This window comes from Propionivibrio pelophilus DSM 12018 (assembly GCF_059569095.1).
On sequence record NZ_JCANUT010000001.1, the window covers coordinates 36,900 to 55,850 of the forward strand.

Below are 18,951 nucleotides of genomic sequence, written 5' to 3' on the forward strand. Positions count from 1 at the left end.
AGACCGGGAGCAAAGAACGCCAGTTTACCAGCCGTTCATCAGGAATCGCTATCGGAAGACGTTTTTCCCGCCATGTATCGGCGACAGGCCAGGCGCAGGAAGCCCATCTGTTTCTTGAAATTCCGGCAGCCGTGGCACATCGCCAGATGCATTTCCAGTTGCAGGCGTTCCGCAAGGGTGAGTTCCCGGTCCTGGGACTCGGACAATTTGTGGGTGACGTCCTTGCAGCTCAACATGCCTGTTCTCCCCCCAAAAACCAGTTCTTTTCCAGACAGCGCCGCAAGCCGTTGCGCGCGCGATGCAGGATGACGTTGCAGTTGCTCACCGTGATGCGCAACTCACGGCAGACCTCGGCCGTTTCGAACTCCAGAAACTCGCGCATCATGAAGACGCGCGCGGTGTTCTCCGGCAGGTGATTGAGACAGGCATCGAAGACATCCCAGAAACGTTGCTGCCGCAAAGCCTCTTCCGGATCGCCCCAGTTTGTCGGGCGATCTTCCGGCCGCCAATGGTCGTTGCCCTTGAACAGCGTCTCGAAGGACTGATCGAGGCTTTCCTCGTCGGGCGCCAGCGCGGAAACATTGGTCGTCCGGCTCTGCTGGCGGATATGGTCGACGATCTTGTTGCGGAGGATGGCGAAGACCCAGGTCTTCAGCGCCGAGCGACCGGCAAAGTCCTGCCCGTTGGCCAGCGCGGCCACCAGCGCTTCCTGCACCACGTCCTCGGCCATGGCCGCGTCGCGCAACTGCAGCCGCGCGAACTTGATCATCTCGCGCCGGATGGCCTCGATGGCCTCATCGCTCATCCACGGAAATTGCGGGTCGCTCATTTTTTCCACTCGCTCATTGCCCCCGAGCATGGTACTGGCTCATGAAGCGGCGGTCGATCCAGTCTTTCCAGCGCCAGACCCAATACCCCGTTGCCGACAGGCCGTTCCAGGACATGATGGCTTGTCGAGGCCCCATGGCCAGCAGATAGAGCGTTCGCTGCTGCGGGCGATAGGGCAAAGGCGCCTCGCCGGCCAAAGCGCGTTCGAGATTGGCCGCCAGCACCGGCCCCGCCCGGACCGCATAGACGCCAGACTTGGCATGCGGCGCATCAACCCGCGTGGCGATATCCCCGCCAGCGAACACCTCGGGATGCGAAACACTCTGTTGCCCATCCGCCACCGCAACGAATCCGTCAGCGGCCAGCGCCAGGCCTGAACCGGCCAGCCAGGCTTGCGGACGAACGCCGGTCGCGGCGATGACGGCATCGACCGCAACCGTGGCTCCATTGTCCAGCAGCAAGCCTTCCGGCGATCCAGCGGCGTAACCGGGGATTTCGACGATCTGACGCTCGCGCAACGCCTGCCGAACGCGCTGCACGATGCGCGGACCATGCCCCGGCATCAGGCCGGAACCTGCCACCAGCGACACCTGCGCGTTCTCCCCACCCACCTCGCGCGCCAGTCGGTAGCGTGCCGCCAGGGCCAGTTCGACACCGGCAGCGCCTCCGCCGACCACGGCCAGGCGGACCTCGCCGCGCTGTCTGGCAAGTTCGACCAGACGATTCCAGCCGACAACGAAATCCTCCAGCGGGCGGATCGGCAGCAGTGTCGCGCCGGTCGCGGCCAGGCAGGAACTGTCGACCTGCGCCCCGGTGTCGAGGGAGAGGACGTCGTAGGTGATATCGCCCGAAGTGGCCGTCCGTATCATTCGCCGCGCGGCATCGATGCCGGTTACGGCATCCTGCACCACGCGCACGCCGGCAACCCCCGCCAGCGGTTCCAGCGGCGCGGCGCACTGGTCCAGTTCGTAATGCCCGGCCATCCAGCCCGGTACCATGCCGGAGTAGATCTGACGCGGGGTCGGCGTCACCAGCAGCACCTCGACGCCGGGCCAGCGCCGCGCCGCCAGTGCCTTCAGCACGTGCAGGTGGGCGTGCCCGCCTCCGGCCAGGACGAGGCGCTTCACAGTGACACCGCTTCAGGAAACACGCGAATCAGGCGCTCGACATCCTCCCATCGATCGACATCCCACAACGGGGCCAGCTCCTGCCAGGTCAGTCCGGCCGCTTGCAACTGCCGCCGCGTCTGCGCCATGACCTTGTCGGTACTCCAATCGACATGCTGGAATACCGAAAGCGCCGGTTGCTTGAGCCCGATCAGCACATAGCCGCCATCCTCCGCGGGAACCACGACCGCCTCCCGCTCACGCAAGGCCGCCGCGGCCTCTCGCAGCACCTCGGGCGTCAGCGCCGGGCAGTCGGTGCCGATGACCAGCGTCCCGGCGGCGGAGGACGACGCCTCCACAGCGGCATGCATCCGCCCGCCCAGATCGCTGTCCGGTTGCCGGCACAAGCGCACTGGCCCGATCGCCTGGCACGCCGCGAAGTCCGGGTGGTCCGTCTCCGGCGCGCACCACAGCGTTACCGGCCCGAGATCGGCGGCGAGGGCCGTTCCCAGCGTGCGCCGCAGCAGCCAGCGTTGCAGCGCCGCGGCACCATCGGCGCCCAGATGCGGAATCAGTCGCGTCTTGGCCAACCCCGGAATCGGCGCCTTGGCCAGGACCGCAATTTCCACCGAGTCCTCAGTCATTGCGCGGGACATAGCCGTACTCCCGGGCCAGCCTCTGCGGACTGACACCCAGCCAGAAACGCAAGCGCAGCCACCACATCGTCAGAATCGTGCGCCACACCCCGTGCTTCTCCCATCGCCGCCCCGAGGTCGTGACCTTTTCGGCAAGGCAGGCCGGACGCGCCATCCGGCGCATCGCCGAGGAAAAGGCGATGTCCTCCATCAGCGGAATATCCGGAAAGCCGCCGACGCGCGCAAACGCCTCACGCGTGGCGAAGATCGCCTGATCGCCCGTGGCGATGCCGTTCAGGCGCGAACGCCCGTTCATCAGTGAGGCCACGATCGGCAGCATGGCGGAGGCGCCATCGATGCGCACGTCGAAGCGTCCCCAGAGCGCGCCGCCAGTCACCGCCGCCTCGATCCGTTCGATCGACGAACCCGGCAGGACGGTGTCGGCATGCAGGAACAGCAGCACCTCGCCCCTCGCCAGGTCCGCCCCGGCGTTCATCTGCCGGCCACGACCGCGCGGCGCGGTGATCACACGGTCGGCCAACGGCGCCGCCCGCTCGGCGCTACCGTCGGCGCTGCCGCCATCGACGACAATCACCTCCACGCCCCGCCCCCTCAGCGCCTGCAAGGCCTCGAGCCGCGACGCGAGGGTCTCGGCCTCGTTGAGCACAGGAATGATGATCGAGAGACGCATCGTGTCGCCTACCCCCCGCTCGGTGCCGGGCACTCGCCCGCCGTTGCGACAAAGCGGAAATCGGCGAAGCCGGCGTGCGCGTCCTCGCCCGTGTTGTCGGTATCGCTGGCGATCGCCAGCCCGCGCAACTGACCACCGGAATCGCCGAATGCCTGACGATAATCCTCCAGCACGTTGCGTCGCTCCGTCACCCAACGCCCGGCCAGATCGCCACCCGAGCGCAGCACCAGCATCCTGGCGCGATCGGTATAAGCGTTCGCCTGCACGGTGCCAACGGGGTGACGGTTGTCCCAGATGTAATTGAGGGCGGCGTCCGGCACCTGATTGCCGTAAATCGAACGCGCCAGCGCCAGTCCCGCGCGCGTGAGCACGCCCAGTTGGTCGGGCGGGATTTCAAAGGTGAGATAGACACGCGCGGCGTAGTCGTCGCCCGATTTTTGCGTCATGTCCGCCGACGCCACCGGCGCATCGATCCGCCATTGCCAGCAGAGGAAGGGCGTCTTCTGCAGGTCGATTTCAAGCGGGCGGCCAAACAGCGCCATGCTCTTGCTGGCCTGCGCCTCGACCGCCGCAACACCGTCCCAGACACGCAACCCATAGCGCGTCGGCGGCACGCGCTCGTCGAGCCGTTCGACCTTCCAGGGCGGAGGCGGGAAATCCGCGGTTCCGGCGAAGCGCCCGACCCACACGGATTCAGCAATGGATGGCGCAGATGCCAAGACGCATAGGGCACTCGTTACCGACCTCGCCACCCTGTTAGAAAGACGCTGATTTATTGCAGATTCGTCATTCCGGCGTATGCCGGAATCCAGGGAAGGCAACGAACTGGAGCCCGGCATACGCCGGGGTGACGAATACTTCCGCGTTTCCTTGAAAGAAATCATGCGTCGCCCCCCCGCCGCCAGGCATGAAAACGTTCGACCCACGCCAGCAGCTTCTCCGGCGCGTGCGTCTTCTTCCAGACGCCGGCGACGTACTTGTTGGCCTCGGCCAGCGTCGGATAGATGTGGATGGTGCCGAGGATGCGGTTCAGGCCGATGCCCTGCTTCATGGCCAGCACGTACTCGGCGATCAGCTCGCCGGCGTGCTCGCCGACGATGGTCACGCCGAGGATGCGGTCCTTGCCCGGCTCCGTCAGCACCTTGATGAAGCCGTGCGCCTCGCTGTCGGCAATGGCGCGGTCGAGGTCGTCGATGCCGTAAGTGGTCACTTCACAGGCGATGCCCTTTTCCCGGGCTTCGAGTTCGTTGAGGCCGACGCGCGCGACTTCCGGTTCGACGAAGGTCGCCCAGGGGATCACCGTGTAATCCGCCTTGAACTTCCGGAACGGATCGAACAGCGCGTTGACCGCCGCATACCACGCCTGGTGCGCCGCCGTGTGGGTGAACTGGAACGGCCCGACCACGTCGCCCGCGGCGTAGATGTTGGGGAAGCCGGTCTGCAAGAATTCGTTGGTGTCCACGGTGCGCCCGGTCGGGATGCCCAATTCCTCCAACCCGTAGCCCTTCAGGTTGGCAGCCCGCCCGACGGCGACCAGCACGGCATCGAAGGGAATGCGCACCTCCTGTCCGGCGTGCTCGGCGACGAGAACCTTCTCGCCGTTCTCCACCAGAAACGCCTTGGCCTGATGCCCGGTCAGCACGGCGATGCCCTCGGCGCGGAAGCGCTGCGCCACGAGTTCGGAAACCTCCGGGTCTTCGCGCATCAGCAGGCGCGGCGCCATTTCCACCTGCGTCACCTGTGCGCCAAGGCGGGCAAAGGCTTGCGTCAATTCGGATCCGATCGGCCCGCCGCCGAGCACCACCAACCGGCGCGGCAGTTCGCGCAGGTTCCAGACGGTGTCCGAACTGAGGTAGCCGACCTCATCGATGCCCGGGATCGGCGGCACGAAAGGCCGCGCACCGGCGGCGATGACGATGCTGCGCGTCGTCAGCATCCGCTTGCCGCCATCCTCGCCGGTGACTTCCACTTCCCACGGCGAGACGATGCGGGCCGTACCCTGCACGACATCGACACCCAAGGCCGTGTAACGCTCCGCCGAATCATGCGGCTCGACAGTGCGGATCACCGACTGCACGCGCTCCATCACCGTGGCAAAGTCGAACTCCGCCGTCGCCGAGGCGATGCCGAACTCCCTGGAACGCGCCATATGCGAGAGCAGCTTGGCCGAACGGATCAGCGCCTTGGACGGAACGCAGCCGGTATTGAGGCAGTCGCCGCCCAGCTTGTGCTTTTCCACCAGCGTCACTTTCGCCTTGACGGCGGCGGCGATATAGGCGGTAACCAGCCCGGCGCTGCCGCCGCCGATGACCACCAGGTTGCGCTCGAATCTCGCCGGTTTTTTCCATCCGGCATAGACCCGGTTGGCGCGCACCGCATCAATGATCTTGCGCGCCAGCAGCGGGAATACGCCGAGCAACGCGAAGGAGCCGAGCAGCGCGGGCGACAGGATGCCCGACAGCGAATCGATCTGCGCCAGCTGAGTGCCGGCATTCACATACACCAGGGTGCCGGCGAGCATGCCGATCTGGCTGGTCCAGTAGAAAGTCGACGCTCTCATCGCCGTCAGTCCGAACAGCAGATTGATCACGAAAAAAGGGAACACGGGCACCAGGCGCAGGGTGAACAAGTAGAACGCACCTTCGCGCCGCACGCCCGCGTCGATGGCCTGCAGGCGCTGGCCAAAGCGCGCGGCCACCCAGTCGCGCAGCAGGAAGCGCGAGATCAGGAAAGCCAGCGTGGCGCCGACGGTCGAGGCGAAGGACACGATCACCGTCCCCCACAGCAGGCCGAACACCGCGCCACCGGCCAGCGTGAGCAACGCCGCGCCGGGCAGCGAGAGCGCCGACATCAGCACATAGAGCGCGAAATAGAGGGCCGCGGCCAGCAGCGGCTGGGTGGCACGAAAGGTTTCGATTGCCGACTGCTGCGCCTTGAGGGTCTGCAGGTTGAAATGCTGGCCGAGATCAAGGGCGAAGAATGCGGCGACCGCGAGGATCAGCACAACGAGCAGCGACAGCTTCTTGAGATGCACGAGATTGTCTCCCCAGAGTCGACTCACGCACATTTTCCGGCCAGGCACCGGCCCAGCCGGTGATCGAGCGACACCGCCCCACCGCCCCGCGCGACCAGGAACAATAGTACCGTCATCCACACGCCATGCGTCGGATAGGCATCCGGGTAGACGAAGAGCTGGATCACCAGCGTCATGCCCAGCAGCGCCAGTGCCGAGAAACGCGTGGCCAGCCCGATCAAGAGGAGCACCGGAAAGACATGCTCGGCAAACGCCGCCATGAGTGCGGCAGTCTCAGGCGGAATCACCGGCAGACGGTATTCGTCGCGGAACAGGTCCACCACCGAATCGGACAGGCGCGGCCAGCCGAACTTGAACTCGCCGGCGACGATGTCGATGGCGAAATCCTGCACCTTGGTCTGGCCGGATTTCCAGAAAATCGCGGCGACGGAAAAGCGCCCGATCAGCGCAATCAGCGAATCGGGGATGCGCGAGAACACGGCGGTTGCCCGACCGATCAGGCAGGAGTCCTTGTTGCATAAGCCGACCGCGCAGCTATTCGCGGCATGTTGTTCATTCATCATCATCTCCTCGACAAGATTTCATCCGTCATTCCGGCGCAGGACGGAATCCAGGATTTCGGAGCACAGGCTGGATCCCGGCCTGCGCCGGGATGACGAAGAACCGGATGGTCAGCCACGGGATCTCCCTTCATGAGCCAGGGCAGTAACCGCCCCCTTTTGCAGCAACAAGCCGAGCGCCCCCGACGGATCGAACCCCGGACCGGCGACCTGCACCGCCCCGCCCAACGGCATGCCGTCACGCAGCGCGGCGATGAACGCCCCATCTGCGGGTGTGATACGCAGCACTTCAACTTCCAGTCCGCAGCGCAGTACCAGCGCCGTCTCCGGCTGGTCGGGCACGACGTCGGCGAGCGCCAGCAGTCCCTGATGCGCCCCCCACAAGGAGGCCACGGCATAACGCGACGCCAGCACGTGCAACGACGGATACAGCACCACGCGCAGCATAGGCAAACTTTCCGGATCGGCCAGCGCGGCAGCGAGTTCGTTTGCTGCAAGCGGCGACACATCTCCTGCGTGATACGCCAGCACCCACAGGTACTCCAGCCGCGCCATGTCGGCCAGGTAGGGAACGCCGGCCGCCGGGGGAAAACCGGCGATGAAATCGGGAAAGCCTTCGCCGTAGAACGCCATCAGCCGCGACTTCGGCGCCGCGGAGAGCGCGAACACGCGTGCCATGGCGCGGAAGAACGGCTCGCCGACCAGTTCCTGCGTGACCGCGAAGGTATCGGCCAGCGCATCGACCAGCGAAACGACGATGTTGTTGCGATACACGGCGAAACGGCGTGCCGGATCGGAGCCGTTCCAGGCGACCAATCCTTCCGGCGACGGCAGCCCCGGATCGAGCAGCGCGGCAGCGAAAGTTGTTTGCGTGCTCATGCCGGCACCGCCTCGGCTACCCGTGCCGCTTGGGCCAGCAAGCCATCCGCCTGCCGCGCCTCGGCGAACAGAATGGGGAATGCGGGGATATCATTGTCGCGCTCGATCAGCGTCGGCAACGGCCCGGTGCGCGCCAGCGTGTAGCGGTATAGATTCCACACCGCTTGCGCCACAGGCGCACCGTGGCTGTCGATGAGCAGCGGATCGCCCGCCGCGTCGGTATCGCGCGCGAAGCCGGCCAGGTGGATTTCCCCGACAGCACCCAGCGGCAAGGCATCGATGCAGGCATAGGGGTCGCGCCCGTGGTTGGTGCAGGATACATAGACGTTATTCACGTCGAGCAGCAGCCCGCAGCCGGTGCGCCGGATCACCTCGCCGATGAAGTCGGTCTCGCTCATCGTGGAGGCGGCGAACTCGACGTAGGTCGCCGGATTCTCCAGCAGCATGCGCCGTCCCAGTCGCTCCTGCACCCGGTCGATGTGCGCACACACGCGGGAGAGCGTTGCCGCGTGGTAAGGCACGGGCAGCAGATCGTTGAGGAAGTTCTCGCCATGGCTGGACCACGCCAGATGCTCGGAAAACGACTGCGGCGCGTAGCGTTCGAGCAGCGCGGCGAGCCGGTCGAGATGCGCCTCGTCCAACGGTGACTCGCCGCCGATCGACAGCCCGACGCCATGGATCGACAGCGGGTAGTCGCGGCGGATCAGACCCAAGTAGTGATGGAACGGCCCGCCGTCGACCATGTAATTCTCGGCGTGGACCTCGAAGAAACCGAGGTCCGGACGGGAATCGAGGATGTCGCGGAAGTGCTCGGGCTTGAGCCCGAGACCGGCGCACAGCGGCAGTTTGGGATGGGAGGCGGTCATCGGGAAAATTCATGCGAGAAGATGGATGTGACTCCGTCATCCCGGCGCAGGCCGGGATCCAGGCGGCGCTCCGAAATTCTGGATTCCGGCCTGCGCCGGAATGACGGGAACTCGGCGAACTCCGGAAGAAATCAGGCCTTCTTCTCCTTGAACTCCATCAACTGCCCGAATCCGGTCGGAGAAGTCGGCGACGCCGTCTTGTCGCACGTCCCCTTCGGCACCATCGACCAGGCGTTGCCCTGGTAATCGATCTTCGACGTTCCGGCGCAGGTGGTGCCCGCACCGGCCTTGCAGTCGTTCTTGCCTTTCAGGGCCACGCCGTAGCATTTCTCCTTGGCGGCATCCTGTGCCAGAACAGGGGCGGAAGCGAGCGTCAAAGCGGTACCCAGCGCGAGGGCGAGGGAAGCGGCGGTCATCGTCTTGTTCATGGTCTGTCTCCTTGGTTCATCGATCATCGGGTTGAGGCCCGAACAGTCGGCCGAAATGCCGGACTGTTAATCGTTAGTCGGAGCAGACGACCGTTTCTTACAGGACACTCACGATTTTTTTGCCCCGGATCGGAAAGATGCCCCCCCCGCTGGAGCATCGCTGTGCTCAATGAGCGTGCATCGCCAGCGCCTGCCCGGATTCGCTCACGAAGCGGCTGATCAACTCGAAGTCGGCTTCCGGTTCCAGGTCTCGCGGACGTCCCATTTTTCCGGTCGGCGTGGCGATAAGCCTGCCATCCTGAATCCCGGTCACGTACTCGCCCGCGCAGCTTCTGCAGTACACGTGCTCATTGGCACGCTGCCCTTTACGCAGCACCAGGGTCGGCCCGCACATGATGCACTCGCGCAGGGGAATGCCCTCATCGCTGTGTCCGACGATGTGATCCAGTACTCCTCGCTGTCCGAGTTCGATGAATCGCGCGCCGAATTCCCGGTTGAACTGGCGACCGAGGTTTTCTTCGATGATCACGAGTGCCCTCTCGATCGGCATGCCGCGGCGATACGGCCGGGTGCTGGTCATCGCATCGAAGGCATCGCATATCCCGACTATTGCGGCGTCCTGCGGGATATCGCCGCCGGACAACCCGCGCGGATAGCCTCTACCGTCGGGCATTTCGTGGTGCGCCCGTACCGCTGCTTCCGCAAGCTGCGCCAGCGGGTGGCCAACCAGCGTGCGCCAGCCGATCTCCGGGTGCGTCTTGATGACTTCGTACTCCTCTTCCGTCAGCCGGTCTTTCTTGTTCAGGATGTGATCCGGCACGCCGACCTTGCCGAGGTCGTGCAGAAAACCGCCGAGGGAAATGCGTGCGACATCCGCCTCCGGGAAGCCGGCATCGCTGGCCAGCAAACGGGAAAAGCGTGAAACGCGCCAGAGATGCCCTCCGGTATAAGGATCCCGGGCCTCGACCATCCAGGCCATGACCAGCAGACTGCTCAGCAGATCAACCTGATGATGCAGCCTCGCCTGAGCGTCGTCGCCGAACATACTGGCGATACTGTCTCGCAAGCTCATTCCACCCTCCTATTCCCGGGAATCCGCCGCAGTGCGCAAGGAATACGCCGGGCCGTTCAAGATGCGCTCGTGGTAGGACAACCAGGCCTCCGATCCCGGCGGCCAGTTGGCGAGGAAACGCGCCTCCCAGGCCGCGTGGTCGTAGGCAACCGGCAGCGCATGAACATGCGCCCCGGCGCAAACGCCTCCATAAAGTGCCGCTTGCACCGGCGGCGTGATGCCGATGCGGGTAAGTACGCCGTGGTGCGCACCGCTGAAGTTCGGCAGTCCGGCCGCGCCGTTGTTGATAACCCAGCCTTGAGCAAAGCGCCGCAGCGCCGGCAGGCAGGTGTGGCTGCTGGCGAATACGTCGACCTGCGCGGCGCGAAACACGTCCTCCAGCCAGGCGCGGTTCTCCGGCGCGTCCAGCGCCTTGGCGTCGAGGCGCCAGCCGGCGAGTGAGTCGGCATCGCCGTGCACCACGCCAATGCGGCAGTCGCCGACGCGAAAGCGCGCGACCATGGGCAAGGCACTTAAACGCTGAAGCACTTCCTGGAAACGCGCCGCCGTCGCCTTCAACCGCGCATGGATGCGGTTCGAACGCTCGACGAAGGCATCGCCGACTTCCTCCGGATAGGCGCAGCCGCAACCCGCGCCCTCTTCCCCTGAAAACAGCTCAGCCTCGACATTGCCGAGCGTGGATGTATGACGCAGCACTCGCGCGTTGATCTCGGCGAATCCGGCCGGATCGACGTTGAACCAGTTGAAGTCACCGTTGAAGCACAGCGTCACCGGACCGTCCTCGGCAGCCGCCATCGCGTCGATGGCATCCAGCGCGGGCAGGTTGCCGTAGAGTCCGCCGATCACGTAGAGCGTGCTGGCTTCGCGCATCGGCGCCTGGCCGGTCGCGGCGGCGCCGTAGCGATAGTGAAGCGGGCAGGCGCGGCCTGTAGTTTCGCTCACGGCTGGCTCCCGATTCCGGTGAGCACCTCCGAAGCCGATGGAGTTTCCCAGAATGCCTGTTGCGGAGAGTCTCCCGGGCGATACAGCCGCATCAGCGTCGCGTCGTCGACTTCGCCGACCGGCAGGTCGAAGGCGATCCGACCCTGCTTCAGGCCGATCACGCGTTCGGCGAGCAGCGGCAGCAGCGACGGGTTATGCACCACGGTAATCAGCGTCTTCCCGGCGGCGGCCCGGACCAGCAGCCGGCAGACTTCCGCCGCGGCCGACGGATCGAGCGCAGCGGTTGGCTCGTCGGCCAGAATCAGGGACGGCGCCTGCACCAGCAGGCGGGCGATGGCTGCCTTCTGGCGCTCTCCTCCCGACAGCCGGTCAGCGCGCGTTGCGGCCAGCGCCAGCAGGCCAACGGATTGCAGCGCGGCCTCCGCCCGAGCGATCTCGTCGGCGGGAAAGCAACGCGTCCAGCCGCGCCAGCCAGGAACACGTCCGAGCGCACCGATCAACGCGTTCTCCAGCACCGACAAGCGCCCCACCAGATGCAGCCCCTGCAACACCTGCCCGACGTCCCGGCGCAAGGCGCGCAATGCGTCAGCCGGTACCGGGTGGGCCAGTGGGCGGCCGAGCACCTGCACCTGCCCGTGAGCCGGCGCCATGAAGCCGGTCAGCAAGCGCAGGAGCGTCGACTTCCCGGCCCCGTTGTGCCCGACAACGGCCACACGCTCGCCCTGTGCGACCCGCAACTGCGGAATCTCCAGCACGGCCCTGCCACCCGCCATGCAGACGATGCCGTCGAGGACGATGCTCGGGGTCGTCATAGCAGCGCCTCGCGGATGCGCCGGCTGAGCGCGTCGAAGGCAGAGACCAGGGCGACGATGACGATCAGCACCGTCGCCAGCCGGCCCCACTGGAACAGGGCGACGGACTCGGTGATCAGCAGCCCCAGTCCGCCCGCGCCGATGAGTCCGAGGATGGTCGAATCGCGGATGTTGAATTCCCACACGTAGAGGTGGCTGGACACGAACTGCGGCAAAACCGACGGCCAGATGGCGTTGAAGAAGACCTGCACCGGCCCGGCGCCGACGCTGCGCACGGCGTCGACGGCGGCTCTATCCAGTGTCTCGATCGCCTCGGCGAAGAGCTTGCCGTAGGTCCCTGAAGAATGCAGGGCGATGGCCAGGATGCCGGCCGTCGGACCAAGGCCGACAATGCCGACCAGCACCAGGCCGAACACCAGCGTATGGATCGAGCGCATCACGTCGAGAATGCCCTTGGCCACCCACGCCAACGGCTTCGGCGCGGCCAGGTTGCGCGCGGTCAGCACGGCCAGCGGCAGCGCCAGCAAGGCGCCGAGCAGGGAGCCGAGGGTGGCGATGCGCACGGTCGTCCATGTGGCGCGGCCGAGGCCGGCCAGGTAATCGGCTTCGACTTGGCGGCGATTCTCGACGCGCAGCACGTGGCCGTCGTCGCTGCGGTATTCGAGATGCGTTTCGCCGAACCACACGTCGAGGAAGCTCGGCCGGGCAAACTCGCCCGTCGTCTTGACCAGATTGGCCCACGGATTGCGCCCCAGCGACAACTCGTCTTCCTGCGCCAGCGAGCCGAGACAAACCGCCACCAGCAGCGCATAGGCCAGCGTCAGCCCGAAGAAGCCGAGCCTTCCGGAAATGCCGGGATGGCTGCGTGAGGCCATCACCGCACCGAGAGTTTTCCGGTCGCCAGGCCGGCGTCGCGAATCGGTTTGTAGAACGCGTTGTCGCGGCTGACGAAGCCGGTGTAGTGCGACGGCAGGAGCTTGGGCTGGGTCTTCAGCGCGCTGCCCACGTCGGCCAGCGCCGCCTGCAACTGAACGACCAGCGCCTTGTCGCCAGCCAGCGCCTTGCTCACCGCGAACGCGTCGTTCGGCAACGGGTCCGACTGCCAGATGATCTTCGAGCGTCCGGCCTTGATCAGCCCCTGCTCGATCATCGCGTTGCGGTTGCGGTTGTAGTCGGCGCCGGCGTCGAGCACGCCCTGCGTGACCTGCGTCTCGATCGCCTGATGCGAAGTGTGCACCACCTTGGCGAAATAGTTCTCCGGCGTGATGCCCTGCGTCATCAGGTAATGCAGCGGGATCAGGTAACCCGAGGTGGAGCCCTTGTCGCCGAAGGCGAAGGTCCGCCCTTTCAGATCCGCCGGCGAACGGATGCCGGAATCGGGATGGGTCACCATGATCGCGAAATACTCCGGCTTGCCGTCGTAAAGGATGGTGGAGATGACCTGCGCGCCGGACTGGTGATTGGCCAGCACGTAGCCCCACGGCCCGAGCAGGGCGATGTCCGTTTCGCCGTTGACCAGCGACTTGGCGAGGCCTTCCCAGCTATCGACGGTGCGCAACTGCACCGGCCGGTTCAGCCGGGCGGCAAGGTAATCGGCCAGCGGGCGGTAGGTCGCGTCGTTCTTGTCCTTGTCCGGCTGGAAGAGGCCGACGCCGAACTTGAGGGGCGGCTCGGCGGCAAACGCGGAAGAGAAGAAAAGCGAACCGGCCAGTGCGGTCAGGAATCGAAAAAAACCGTGCATTTGCATTCTCCTTTCACGAAGCGGCGGCCGGTTCCGCCGTCTTTTCCGATCCCAGCGCCCCGCCGCAACTGCTGCCCTGCCCGGCGGTGCAGCCGTAACAATGATCGGCCACGCGGATCGGCCGGCCGACGAAATCCACCTCCAGCAACTCGGAAAGATGCACCGGCCGCGCTTCCGCCCCGCCCGGAGGCAGGCCGAGCATCTGGTTGAAATCACAGTCAAAGACGTAACCCTGCCAGCTCACCGAAATCAGGCTGCGGCACATCACGCCATCCAGGTTCTCGGCGCGGTAAGCCCCCTTGAGCAGCGCCATGTACGGGTGAAACTCGTTGCGCGAGATGAGCTGGCTGCCGAAGCGCTGGATGGGCATGTTGGTCAGCGCAAACAGGTGGTTGAAGACAATGCCGTAGCGCATCGCCAGTTGTTCCTTGTAGGCCTGCTCCAGCCGCACCTGGTCGGGCGGCAAGGACGGCCCGAGCGGGTTGTAGACCAGATTGAGCACCCGCCCGCTGTCCGGCAGGCCGTAGCCCAGCTCGTTGAGCTGGCGCAACCCGTCGAGGCTGGACTGGAAAACACCATCGCCGCGCTGCTTGTTGACGTTCTCTTCCAGATAGCAGGGCAGCGAGGCGGTGATTTCCACTGCGTTATCGGCGAGAAACGCCGCCAGCGTCTCGTAGCCCGGTTCGTTGAGGATGGTCAGGTTGCAGCGGTCGATCACGCGCAGCCCCATCGCCCGCGCTTCGCCGACCAGCCAGCGGAAATGCGGGTTCATCTCCGGCGCGCCGCCGGTCAGGTCGAGCGTCTGGATCGATTGGCGACGGGCGAAGTCAAGCAGGACCGCCATCGTCTCCCGGCTCATTTCCTCGGTGCGCTTCGGACTGGCCGCCACGTGGCAATGGAAGCAGGACTGGTTGCAGCGATAGCCGAGATTGGCCTGCAGTGTTTCCAGTTTGCCGCGCCGGATCGGCGGGAAGTCGGTCTTGACCAACAGCGGGAACGTGTCGCGCATGCCTCTTCTCCTGAAAGCTTGTACCCATTAGACGCACCTGCAGGCCAATTCTTACAGTAGCAGCGCAAATATTTCGCGGCGACAGCGCGCCTCGCCCGGTTATTTGCTATTTTCAGGGAGCAGTCCGGCTCGGCCGGGCAATCATCTCGATGGACAAGCACAATGACAACAATGAACGGCGAACTCTTTTCCTCGGTCTTCCTGCTGCTCCTCGTGCTCGACCCGCTCGGCAACATGCCTTTCGTGCTTTCGCTCCTGCGCAACACCTCGGAAGAGCGCCGGCCGCGCATCATCCTGCGCGAATGCGCGATCGCCACGCTGGTCCTTGTCGGCTTTCTGTTCATCGGCGACTGGCTTCTTTACGCCATGCGCCTGAGCGACCCGGCGCTGGAAATCGCTGGCGGCGTGATTCTCCTGCTGATTGCACTGCGCATGGCCTTTCCACCACCCAAGCACACAGCGACAGAGGAGGAAACAGCCACCGAACCGCTGATCGTGCCGCTGGCTATCCCGATGATCGCCGGCCCCTCAGCGCTGGCGACCGTGCTGCTGGCCTCGCGCCATTCCAACGGGGATATCTTGCTATGGGTCGGCGCGGTGATCCTTGCCTGCCTGATCAACGCCGCGCTGCTGCTCGCTTCCGGCTGGTTCTCCCGCCTCTTCGGCAAGGCCGGCATGGAAGCGCTGGAACGCCTGATGGGCCTGATCCTGACCGCGATCGCCGTGCAGATGCTGATCAGCGGCATCCGCATCGCCTTCAAGATCGGCTGATCGCGGCTGCCGGGACGACGAACTCAGTCCTGCAGCAGCTTGATCCAGACGAACAGGGCCTGATCTTGCGACTCGGCGAGTTGCGCGAGTTCGACCAAGGCCGTGAGGTACGCCAGCACTTCCTCGGGATCGACGCCCTCGTCCTCGTATAACTCGTTCGCTGCCAGTTCCCCGGCCAGCTCGTCCAGCGCTTCGTCGTCGAGTTGCGCCAAGGCGTCAAACAATTCGGGGTCGATGCGCAGAAGCAGGGTTTCATCCTCCCCCTCGGCGACGAACACCGGCTCATAGCGATCGAGCGCCTCATGCAGCGAGTCGCCGGTCAGCAGCGAATGCAAGGCGGCGATCCGCGTCGTATCCAGGCCGGGCGCCTCGAAGCCGCTCCACTGCCTCAGCGGAGCCCCCGACATGGCGACATCGGGATACTCGTCCTCTTCGGCGGCCACCACACAGGTCAGAAATTCCATGCTCCCTCCAGACGATCGATCTTCGAAGGGGCGGAGTTTACCCCCGAACGGCCCGCAGTCAGGAATCAGTCAGGAACACACCACCGCAGCACCGGAAAGCACGTGCTGTGCAAAGGCACGGTCAGAGCCGACGATGTGCTTGGTCATCCAGACACGGAGAAACTCAACCAGCTCCCGCTCGATCGCCTTGCTGATCGAGTTCATCTCGATCTCAGCCAGAACCTTGAAGAAATGCGCATGCTCCGCCGCATGCAGGCGAAGATCCGGGAAATCGAGCAGGCGCATGAGCGCTTCTTCGCAGGTGAAATGGAAGCGCGCAAAATCCTTCAGTTCGGCGATCAGGAAATAGACCGACGACCAGTTCTGCTCCTGCCGGATGGCCTCTTCGATGGCCCCGAAATGGCCGATCAGCTGCTTGTGCTGGTCATCGAGCTCGACGATTCCCAGCGAGTATTCATTGCGCCAGTGCATGGGTGGTCTCCGGTCCGACGTCGCCGGCCCGGGGTTGGGGTGGTGCGACGGACATATTACTTTAGTAATATGTCCTTATAGCGCGAAAGGCGAGATGACCTATGTGCAGTAATTCACACTCGTTCCCGCCCGCGCTACAAACCGGCAGCAAACGCGAGACGGAGAACGCCACAAACGATAGAATCGCGCCTTTTCGGCGGCCGGGCCGGACGCGAATGATGCGGAAGGAACCAAAGGGGAGAGTATTTATGGTGCCCCGAGCCAGAGTCGAACTGGCACGCCTTGCGGCGGCGGATTTTGAATCCGCTGCGTCTACCGATTCCGCCATCGGGGCCACGGTTCGCAGGAGGCGAACCGGAAGAGGGCGAATTATCCATGAATCACTCTTGCCCCACAAGACCTTAACTGACTGACAAACCGACAATCATTATTTCTCAGCATGCTCACTCTCGACGATTTCGATTTTGACCTTCCGCCCGAACTGATCGCCCAGCACCCCGCCACCGAACGCACGGCCAGCCGCCTGCTGCATGTCGACGGCGAGGCGCTGTTCGACCGGCAGTTCGCCGATCTGCCGCAATGGCTCGACGCCGGCGATCTGCTCGTCTTCAACGATACGAAGGTGATCAAGGCGCGCCTGTTCGGGCAGAAGGAGAGCGGCGGGCAGATCGAGGTGATGATCGAGCGCATCGCCGATCGCCGGAATGCCGTCGCCCAGATTCGCGCCAGCAAGTCGCCCAAGCCGGGCAGCCGCATCGTGCTGGAGAACGCGTTTGCACTGCGCGTCGTCGGCCGCACCGGCGCCCAGTCCGAATTTTTCGCCCTGGAACTCGAAGGCGACGGCGACCTCTACGCGCTCACCGAGGAGCACGGCCGCCTGCCGCTGCCGCCCTACATCAGCCACGCGGCGGAAGTGGAAGACGAAACCCGCTACCAGACGGTGTACGCCCGCCACACCGGCGCGGTGGCTGCGCCGACGGCAGGCCTGCATTTCGACGAGGCGATGCTGAACACCCTTAAGAAGAAAGGCGTGGACCTGGCCTGGCTGACGCTGCACGTCGGCGCCGGCACATTCCAGCCGGTGCGGGTGCACAACGTCGCCGAGCATCGCATGCATTCCGAGCGTTTCGACATTCCGCAAGCCACGGTGGACGCCGTCGCCCGGACACGCGCCCGCGGCGGCCGCGTCATCGCCGTCGGCACCACCAGCCTGCGCGCGCTTGAAGCGGCGGCGCAGAGTGGCGCGTTGCGGAGCGGCCCGGCGGAAACCGACATCTTCATCACGCCGGGCTACCGCTTCCGGGTGGCCGACCGGCTGATCACCAACTTCCATCTGCCCAAGTCGACCCTGCTGATGCTCGTCTCGGCCTTCGCCGGTTGCGCTACCATACGCGCCGCCTACCGCCACGCCGTGGCACAGCGCTACCGCTTCTTCAGCTACGGCGACGCCATGCTTCTGGAAAGACACGACGATGCAGTTTGAACACCTGACCACCGACGGCAACGCCCGCCGCGGCCGCCTGACCCTTGCCCATGGCGTCGTCGAGACGCCGGTCTTCATGCCGGTCGGCACTTACGGCACGGTCAAGGCAATGACCCCGCGCGACCTCGACGAGATCGGCGCGCAGATCTGCCTCGGCAACACCTTCCACCTGTGGCTGCGCCCGGGGCTGGAGGTCATCGGCGCGCACGGCGGCCTGCACGGCCTGATGGGCTGGAACAAGCCGATCCTGACCGACTCGGGCGGCTTCCAGGTCTTCTCGCTCGGCGCGCTGCGCAAGATCACCGAGGAAGGCGTCAAGTTCTCTTCGCCGATCAACGGCGACAAGCTGTTCCTGACGCCCGAGGAATCGATGCGCATCCAGCACGTGCTCAACTCGGACATCGTAATGATCTTCGACGAGTGCACGCCCTTCCCGGCCAGTCACGACCAGGCCGCCGAGTCGATGCGCCTGTCGCTGCGCTGGGCGCACCGTTCCCGCGCCGAGCATGACCACCTCGGCAACACCAACGCCCTCTTCGGCATCGTCCAGGGCGGCATGTACGAGGATCTGCGCGAGGAGTCGCTGACCGCTCTCGCCGAAATCGGCTTCGACGGCTTCGCCATCGGCGGCCTCTCGGTCGGTGAGCCGAAAGAGGACATGGCGCGCATCCTCGCGCACACCACGCCACGCCTGCCGGGCGACAAGCCGCGCTACCTGATGGGCGTCGGCACGCCGGAGGATCTGGTGCACGGCGTGCAAGCCGGCGTGGACATGTTCGATTGCGTGATGCCGACGCGCAACGCGCGCAACGGCCACCTGTTCACCCGCTTCGGCGACATCAAGATCCGCAACGCCCGCTACAAGAACGACACGCGGCCGCTGGACGAATCGTGCGACTGCTACACCTGCCGCCATTTCAGCCGCGCCTACCTGCACCACCTGTTCCGCGTCGGCGAAATCCTCGGCGCGCAGCTGAACACGATCCACAACCTGCGCTACTACCAGACGCTGATGCGCGAATTGCGCGAGGCGATCGTGGCGGGTGAACTGGCCGGACACGCCGCCCGGTTCCATGCTGATCGTGCCCGAGGGCCGGCCTGACCACCCCGGTGATACAATGCCCCGTTAAATTTCCAGTTGCACTGACTGCGACTGTTG

Annotated in this window: 22 protein-coding genes and 1 tRNA gene; 3 read left to right on the forward strand and 20 right to left on the reverse strand. The window is 65.1% G+C overall.

From position 1 onward, the window contains the following. Nucleotides 1-38: 38 nt before the first annotated feature. From BO74_RS00195 to arsS, 17 genes are all read right to left on the reverse strand, one after another. A complete protein-coding gene (locus tag BO74_RS00195) occupies nt 39-236 on the reverse strand; it encodes a zf-HC2 domain-containing protein (protein ID WP_496439151.1) in 198 nt (65 codons plus the stop codon). After that, nucleotides 230-829, reverse strand: a complete 600-nt coding sequence (locus BO74_RS00200) for a sigma-70 family RNA polymerase sigma factor (RefSeq protein WP_496439152.1) — start codon at nt 827-829, stop codon at nt 230-232. Before BO74_RS00200 ends, BO74_RS00195 begins: the two co-directional genes overlap by 7 nt. Before the next feature lie 13 nt (nt 830-842). Continuing rightward, nucleotides 843-1,955 (reverse strand): FAD-dependent oxidoreductase, encoded by a 1,113-nt coding sequence (locus BO74_RS00205; protein ID WP_496439154.1) that lies wholly within the window; start codon nt 1,953-1,955, stop codon nt 843-845. Then, entirely contained in the window at nt 1,952-2,590 is a 639-nt protein-coding gene (locus tag BO74_RS00210; protein WP_496439155.1) for a TIGR04282 family arsenosugar biosynthesis glycosyltransferase, read from the reverse strand. The genes BO74_RS00205 and BO74_RS00210 overlap by 4 nt, the downstream gene beginning before the upstream one ends. Continuing rightward, on the reverse strand, nt 2,571-3,260 hold the full coding sequence (locus BO74_RS00215) for a TIGR04283 family arsenosugar biosynthesis glycosyltransferase (RefSeq protein ID WP_496439157.1): 690 nt from the start codon (nt 3,258-3,260) through the stop codon (nt 2,571-2,573). Before BO74_RS00215 ends, BO74_RS00210 begins: the two co-directional genes overlap by 20 nt. 8 nt (nt 3,261-3,268) lie before the next feature. Further along, nucleotides 3,269-3,979, reverse strand: a complete 711-nt coding sequence (locus tag BO74_RS00220; protein ID WP_496439158.1) for a DUF3047 domain-containing protein — start codon at nt 3,977-3,979, stop codon at nt 3,269-3,271. A 161-nt stretch (nt 3,980-4,140) separates the two neighbouring features. Then, a complete protein-coding gene (locus BO74_RS00225) occupies nt 4,141-6,321 on the reverse strand; it encodes a dihydrolipoyl dehydrogenase family protein (protein ID WP_496439159.1) in 2,181 nt (726 codons plus the stop codon). Then, a complete protein-coding gene (locus tag BO74_RS00230) occupies nt 6,318-6,854 on the reverse strand; it encodes a DoxX family protein (RefSeq protein ID WP_496439160.1) in 537 nt (178 codons plus the stop codon). Before BO74_RS00230 ends, BO74_RS00225 begins: the two co-directional genes overlap by 4 nt. 111 nt (nt 6,855-6,965) lie before the next feature. Further along, on the reverse strand, nt 6,966-7,733 hold the full coding sequence (locus tag BO74_RS00235) for an HvfC/BufC N-terminal domain-containing protein (protein WP_496439161.1): 768 nt from the start codon (nt 7,731-7,733) through the stop codon (nt 6,966-6,968). Continuing rightward, nucleotides 7,730-8,599, reverse strand: a complete 870-nt coding sequence (gene bufB, locus BO74_RS00240) for an MNIO family bufferin maturase (protein WP_496439162.1) — start codon at nt 8,597-8,599, stop codon at nt 7,730-7,732. The genes BO74_RS00235 and bufB overlap by 4 nt, the downstream gene beginning before the upstream one ends. Nucleotides 8,600-8,730: 131 nt before the next feature. Beyond that, nucleotides 8,731-9,027 (reverse strand): BufA1 family periplasmic bufferin-type metallophore, encoded by a 297-nt coding sequence (locus BO74_RS00245; protein ID WP_496439164.1) that lies wholly within the window; start codon nt 9,025-9,027, stop codon nt 8,731-8,733. 166 nt (nt 9,028-9,193) lie between these two features. After that, nucleotides 9,194-10,099, reverse strand: coding sequence for an HD-GYP domain-containing protein (locus BO74_RS00250; RefSeq protein ID WP_496439166.1), 906 nt, complete (start codon nt 10,097-10,099; stop codon nt 9,194-9,196). 9 nt (nt 10,100-10,108) lie between these two features. Next, on the reverse strand, nt 10,109-11,041 hold the full coding sequence (locus tag BO74_RS00255) for a metallophosphoesterase family protein (protein WP_496439167.1): 933 nt from the start codon (nt 11,039-11,041) through the stop codon (nt 10,109-10,111). Further along, on the reverse strand, nt 11,038-11,853 hold the full coding sequence (locus BO74_RS00260) for a phosphonate ABC transporter ATP-binding protein (protein WP_496439168.1): 816 nt from the start codon (nt 11,851-11,853) through the stop codon (nt 11,038-11,040). The genes BO74_RS00255 and BO74_RS00260 overlap by 4 nt, the downstream gene beginning before the upstream one ends. Continuing rightward, nucleotides 11,850-12,728 (reverse strand): phosphonate ABC transporter, permease protein PhnE, encoded by an 879-nt coding sequence (gene phnE / locus BO74_RS00265; RefSeq protein WP_496439170.1) that lies wholly within the window; start codon nt 12,726-12,728, stop codon nt 11,850-11,852. Before phnE ends, BO74_RS00260 begins: the two co-directional genes overlap by 4 nt. Next, nucleotides 12,728-13,594, reverse strand: coding sequence for a phosphate/phosphite/phosphonate ABC transporter substrate-binding protein (locus BO74_RS00270; RefSeq protein WP_496439171.1), 867 nt, complete (start codon nt 13,592-13,594; stop codon nt 12,728-12,730). The genes phnE and BO74_RS00270 overlap by 1 nt, the downstream gene beginning before the upstream one ends. Nucleotides 13,595-13,607: 13 nt before the next feature. Continuing rightward, on the reverse strand, nt 13,608-14,603 hold the full coding sequence (gene arsS, locus BO74_RS00275; RefSeq protein WP_496439172.1) for an arsenosugar biosynthesis radical SAM (seleno)protein ArsS: 996 nt from the start codon (nt 14,601-14,603) through the stop codon (nt 13,608-13,610). Between the two features lie 162 nt (nt 14,604-14,765). Between arsS and BO74_RS00280 the strand changes: the two genes are divergently transcribed. Beyond that, the gene (locus tag BO74_RS00280) at nt 14,766-15,374 is read left to right on the forward strand and encodes a MarC family protein (protein ID WP_496439173.1); all 609 of its coding nucleotides are present in this window, start codon (nt 14,766-14,768) and stop codon (nt 15,372-15,374) included. Nucleotides 15,375-15,397: 23 nt separating this feature from the next. Here the strand turns inward: BO74_RS00280 and BO74_RS00285 are convergent, their stop codons facing one another. The 3 genes from BO74_RS00285 to BO74_RS00295 all read right to left on the reverse strand — a co-directional run bounded on the left by BO74_RS00285 (nt 15,398) and on the right by BO74_RS00295 (nt 16,643). Further along, the gene (locus tag BO74_RS00285) at nt 15,398-15,838 is read right to left on the reverse strand and encodes a hypothetical protein (protein WP_496439175.1); all 441 of its coding nucleotides are present in this window, start codon (nt 15,836-15,838) and stop codon (nt 15,398-15,400) included. 69 nt (nt 15,839-15,907) lie between these two features. Further along, entirely contained in the window at nt 15,908-16,309 is a 402-nt protein-coding gene (locus tag BO74_RS00290; protein ID WP_496439176.1) for a bacteriohemerythrin, read from the reverse strand. A gap of 249 nt (nt 16,310-16,558) precedes the next feature. Beyond that, nucleotides 16,559-16,643: transfer RNA gene (locus BO74_RS00295), tRNA-Leu, on the reverse strand. Nucleotides 16,644-16,748: 105 nt separating this feature from the next. Between BO74_RS00295 and queA the strand changes: the two genes are divergently transcribed. Together queA and tgt are read left to right on the forward strand one after the other, a co-directional pair. Then, nucleotides 16,749-17,792, forward strand: a complete 1,044-nt coding sequence (gene queA / locus BO74_RS00300; protein ID WP_496439177.1) for a tRNA preQ1(34) S-adenosylmethionine ribosyltransferase-isomerase QueA — start codon at nt 16,749-16,751, stop codon at nt 17,790-17,792. Continuing rightward, nucleotides 17,782-18,894 carry a tRNA guanosine(34) transglycosylase Tgt gene (gene tgt / locus BO74_RS00305; RefSeq protein ID WP_496439179.1) on the forward strand — a complete coding sequence of 371 codons (1,113 nt, stop codon included), beginning with the start codon at nt 17,782-17,784 and terminating at the stop codon, nt 18,892-18,894. The genes queA and tgt overlap by 11 nt, the downstream gene beginning before the upstream one ends. Nucleotides 18,895-18,951: the final 57 nt, after the last annotated feature.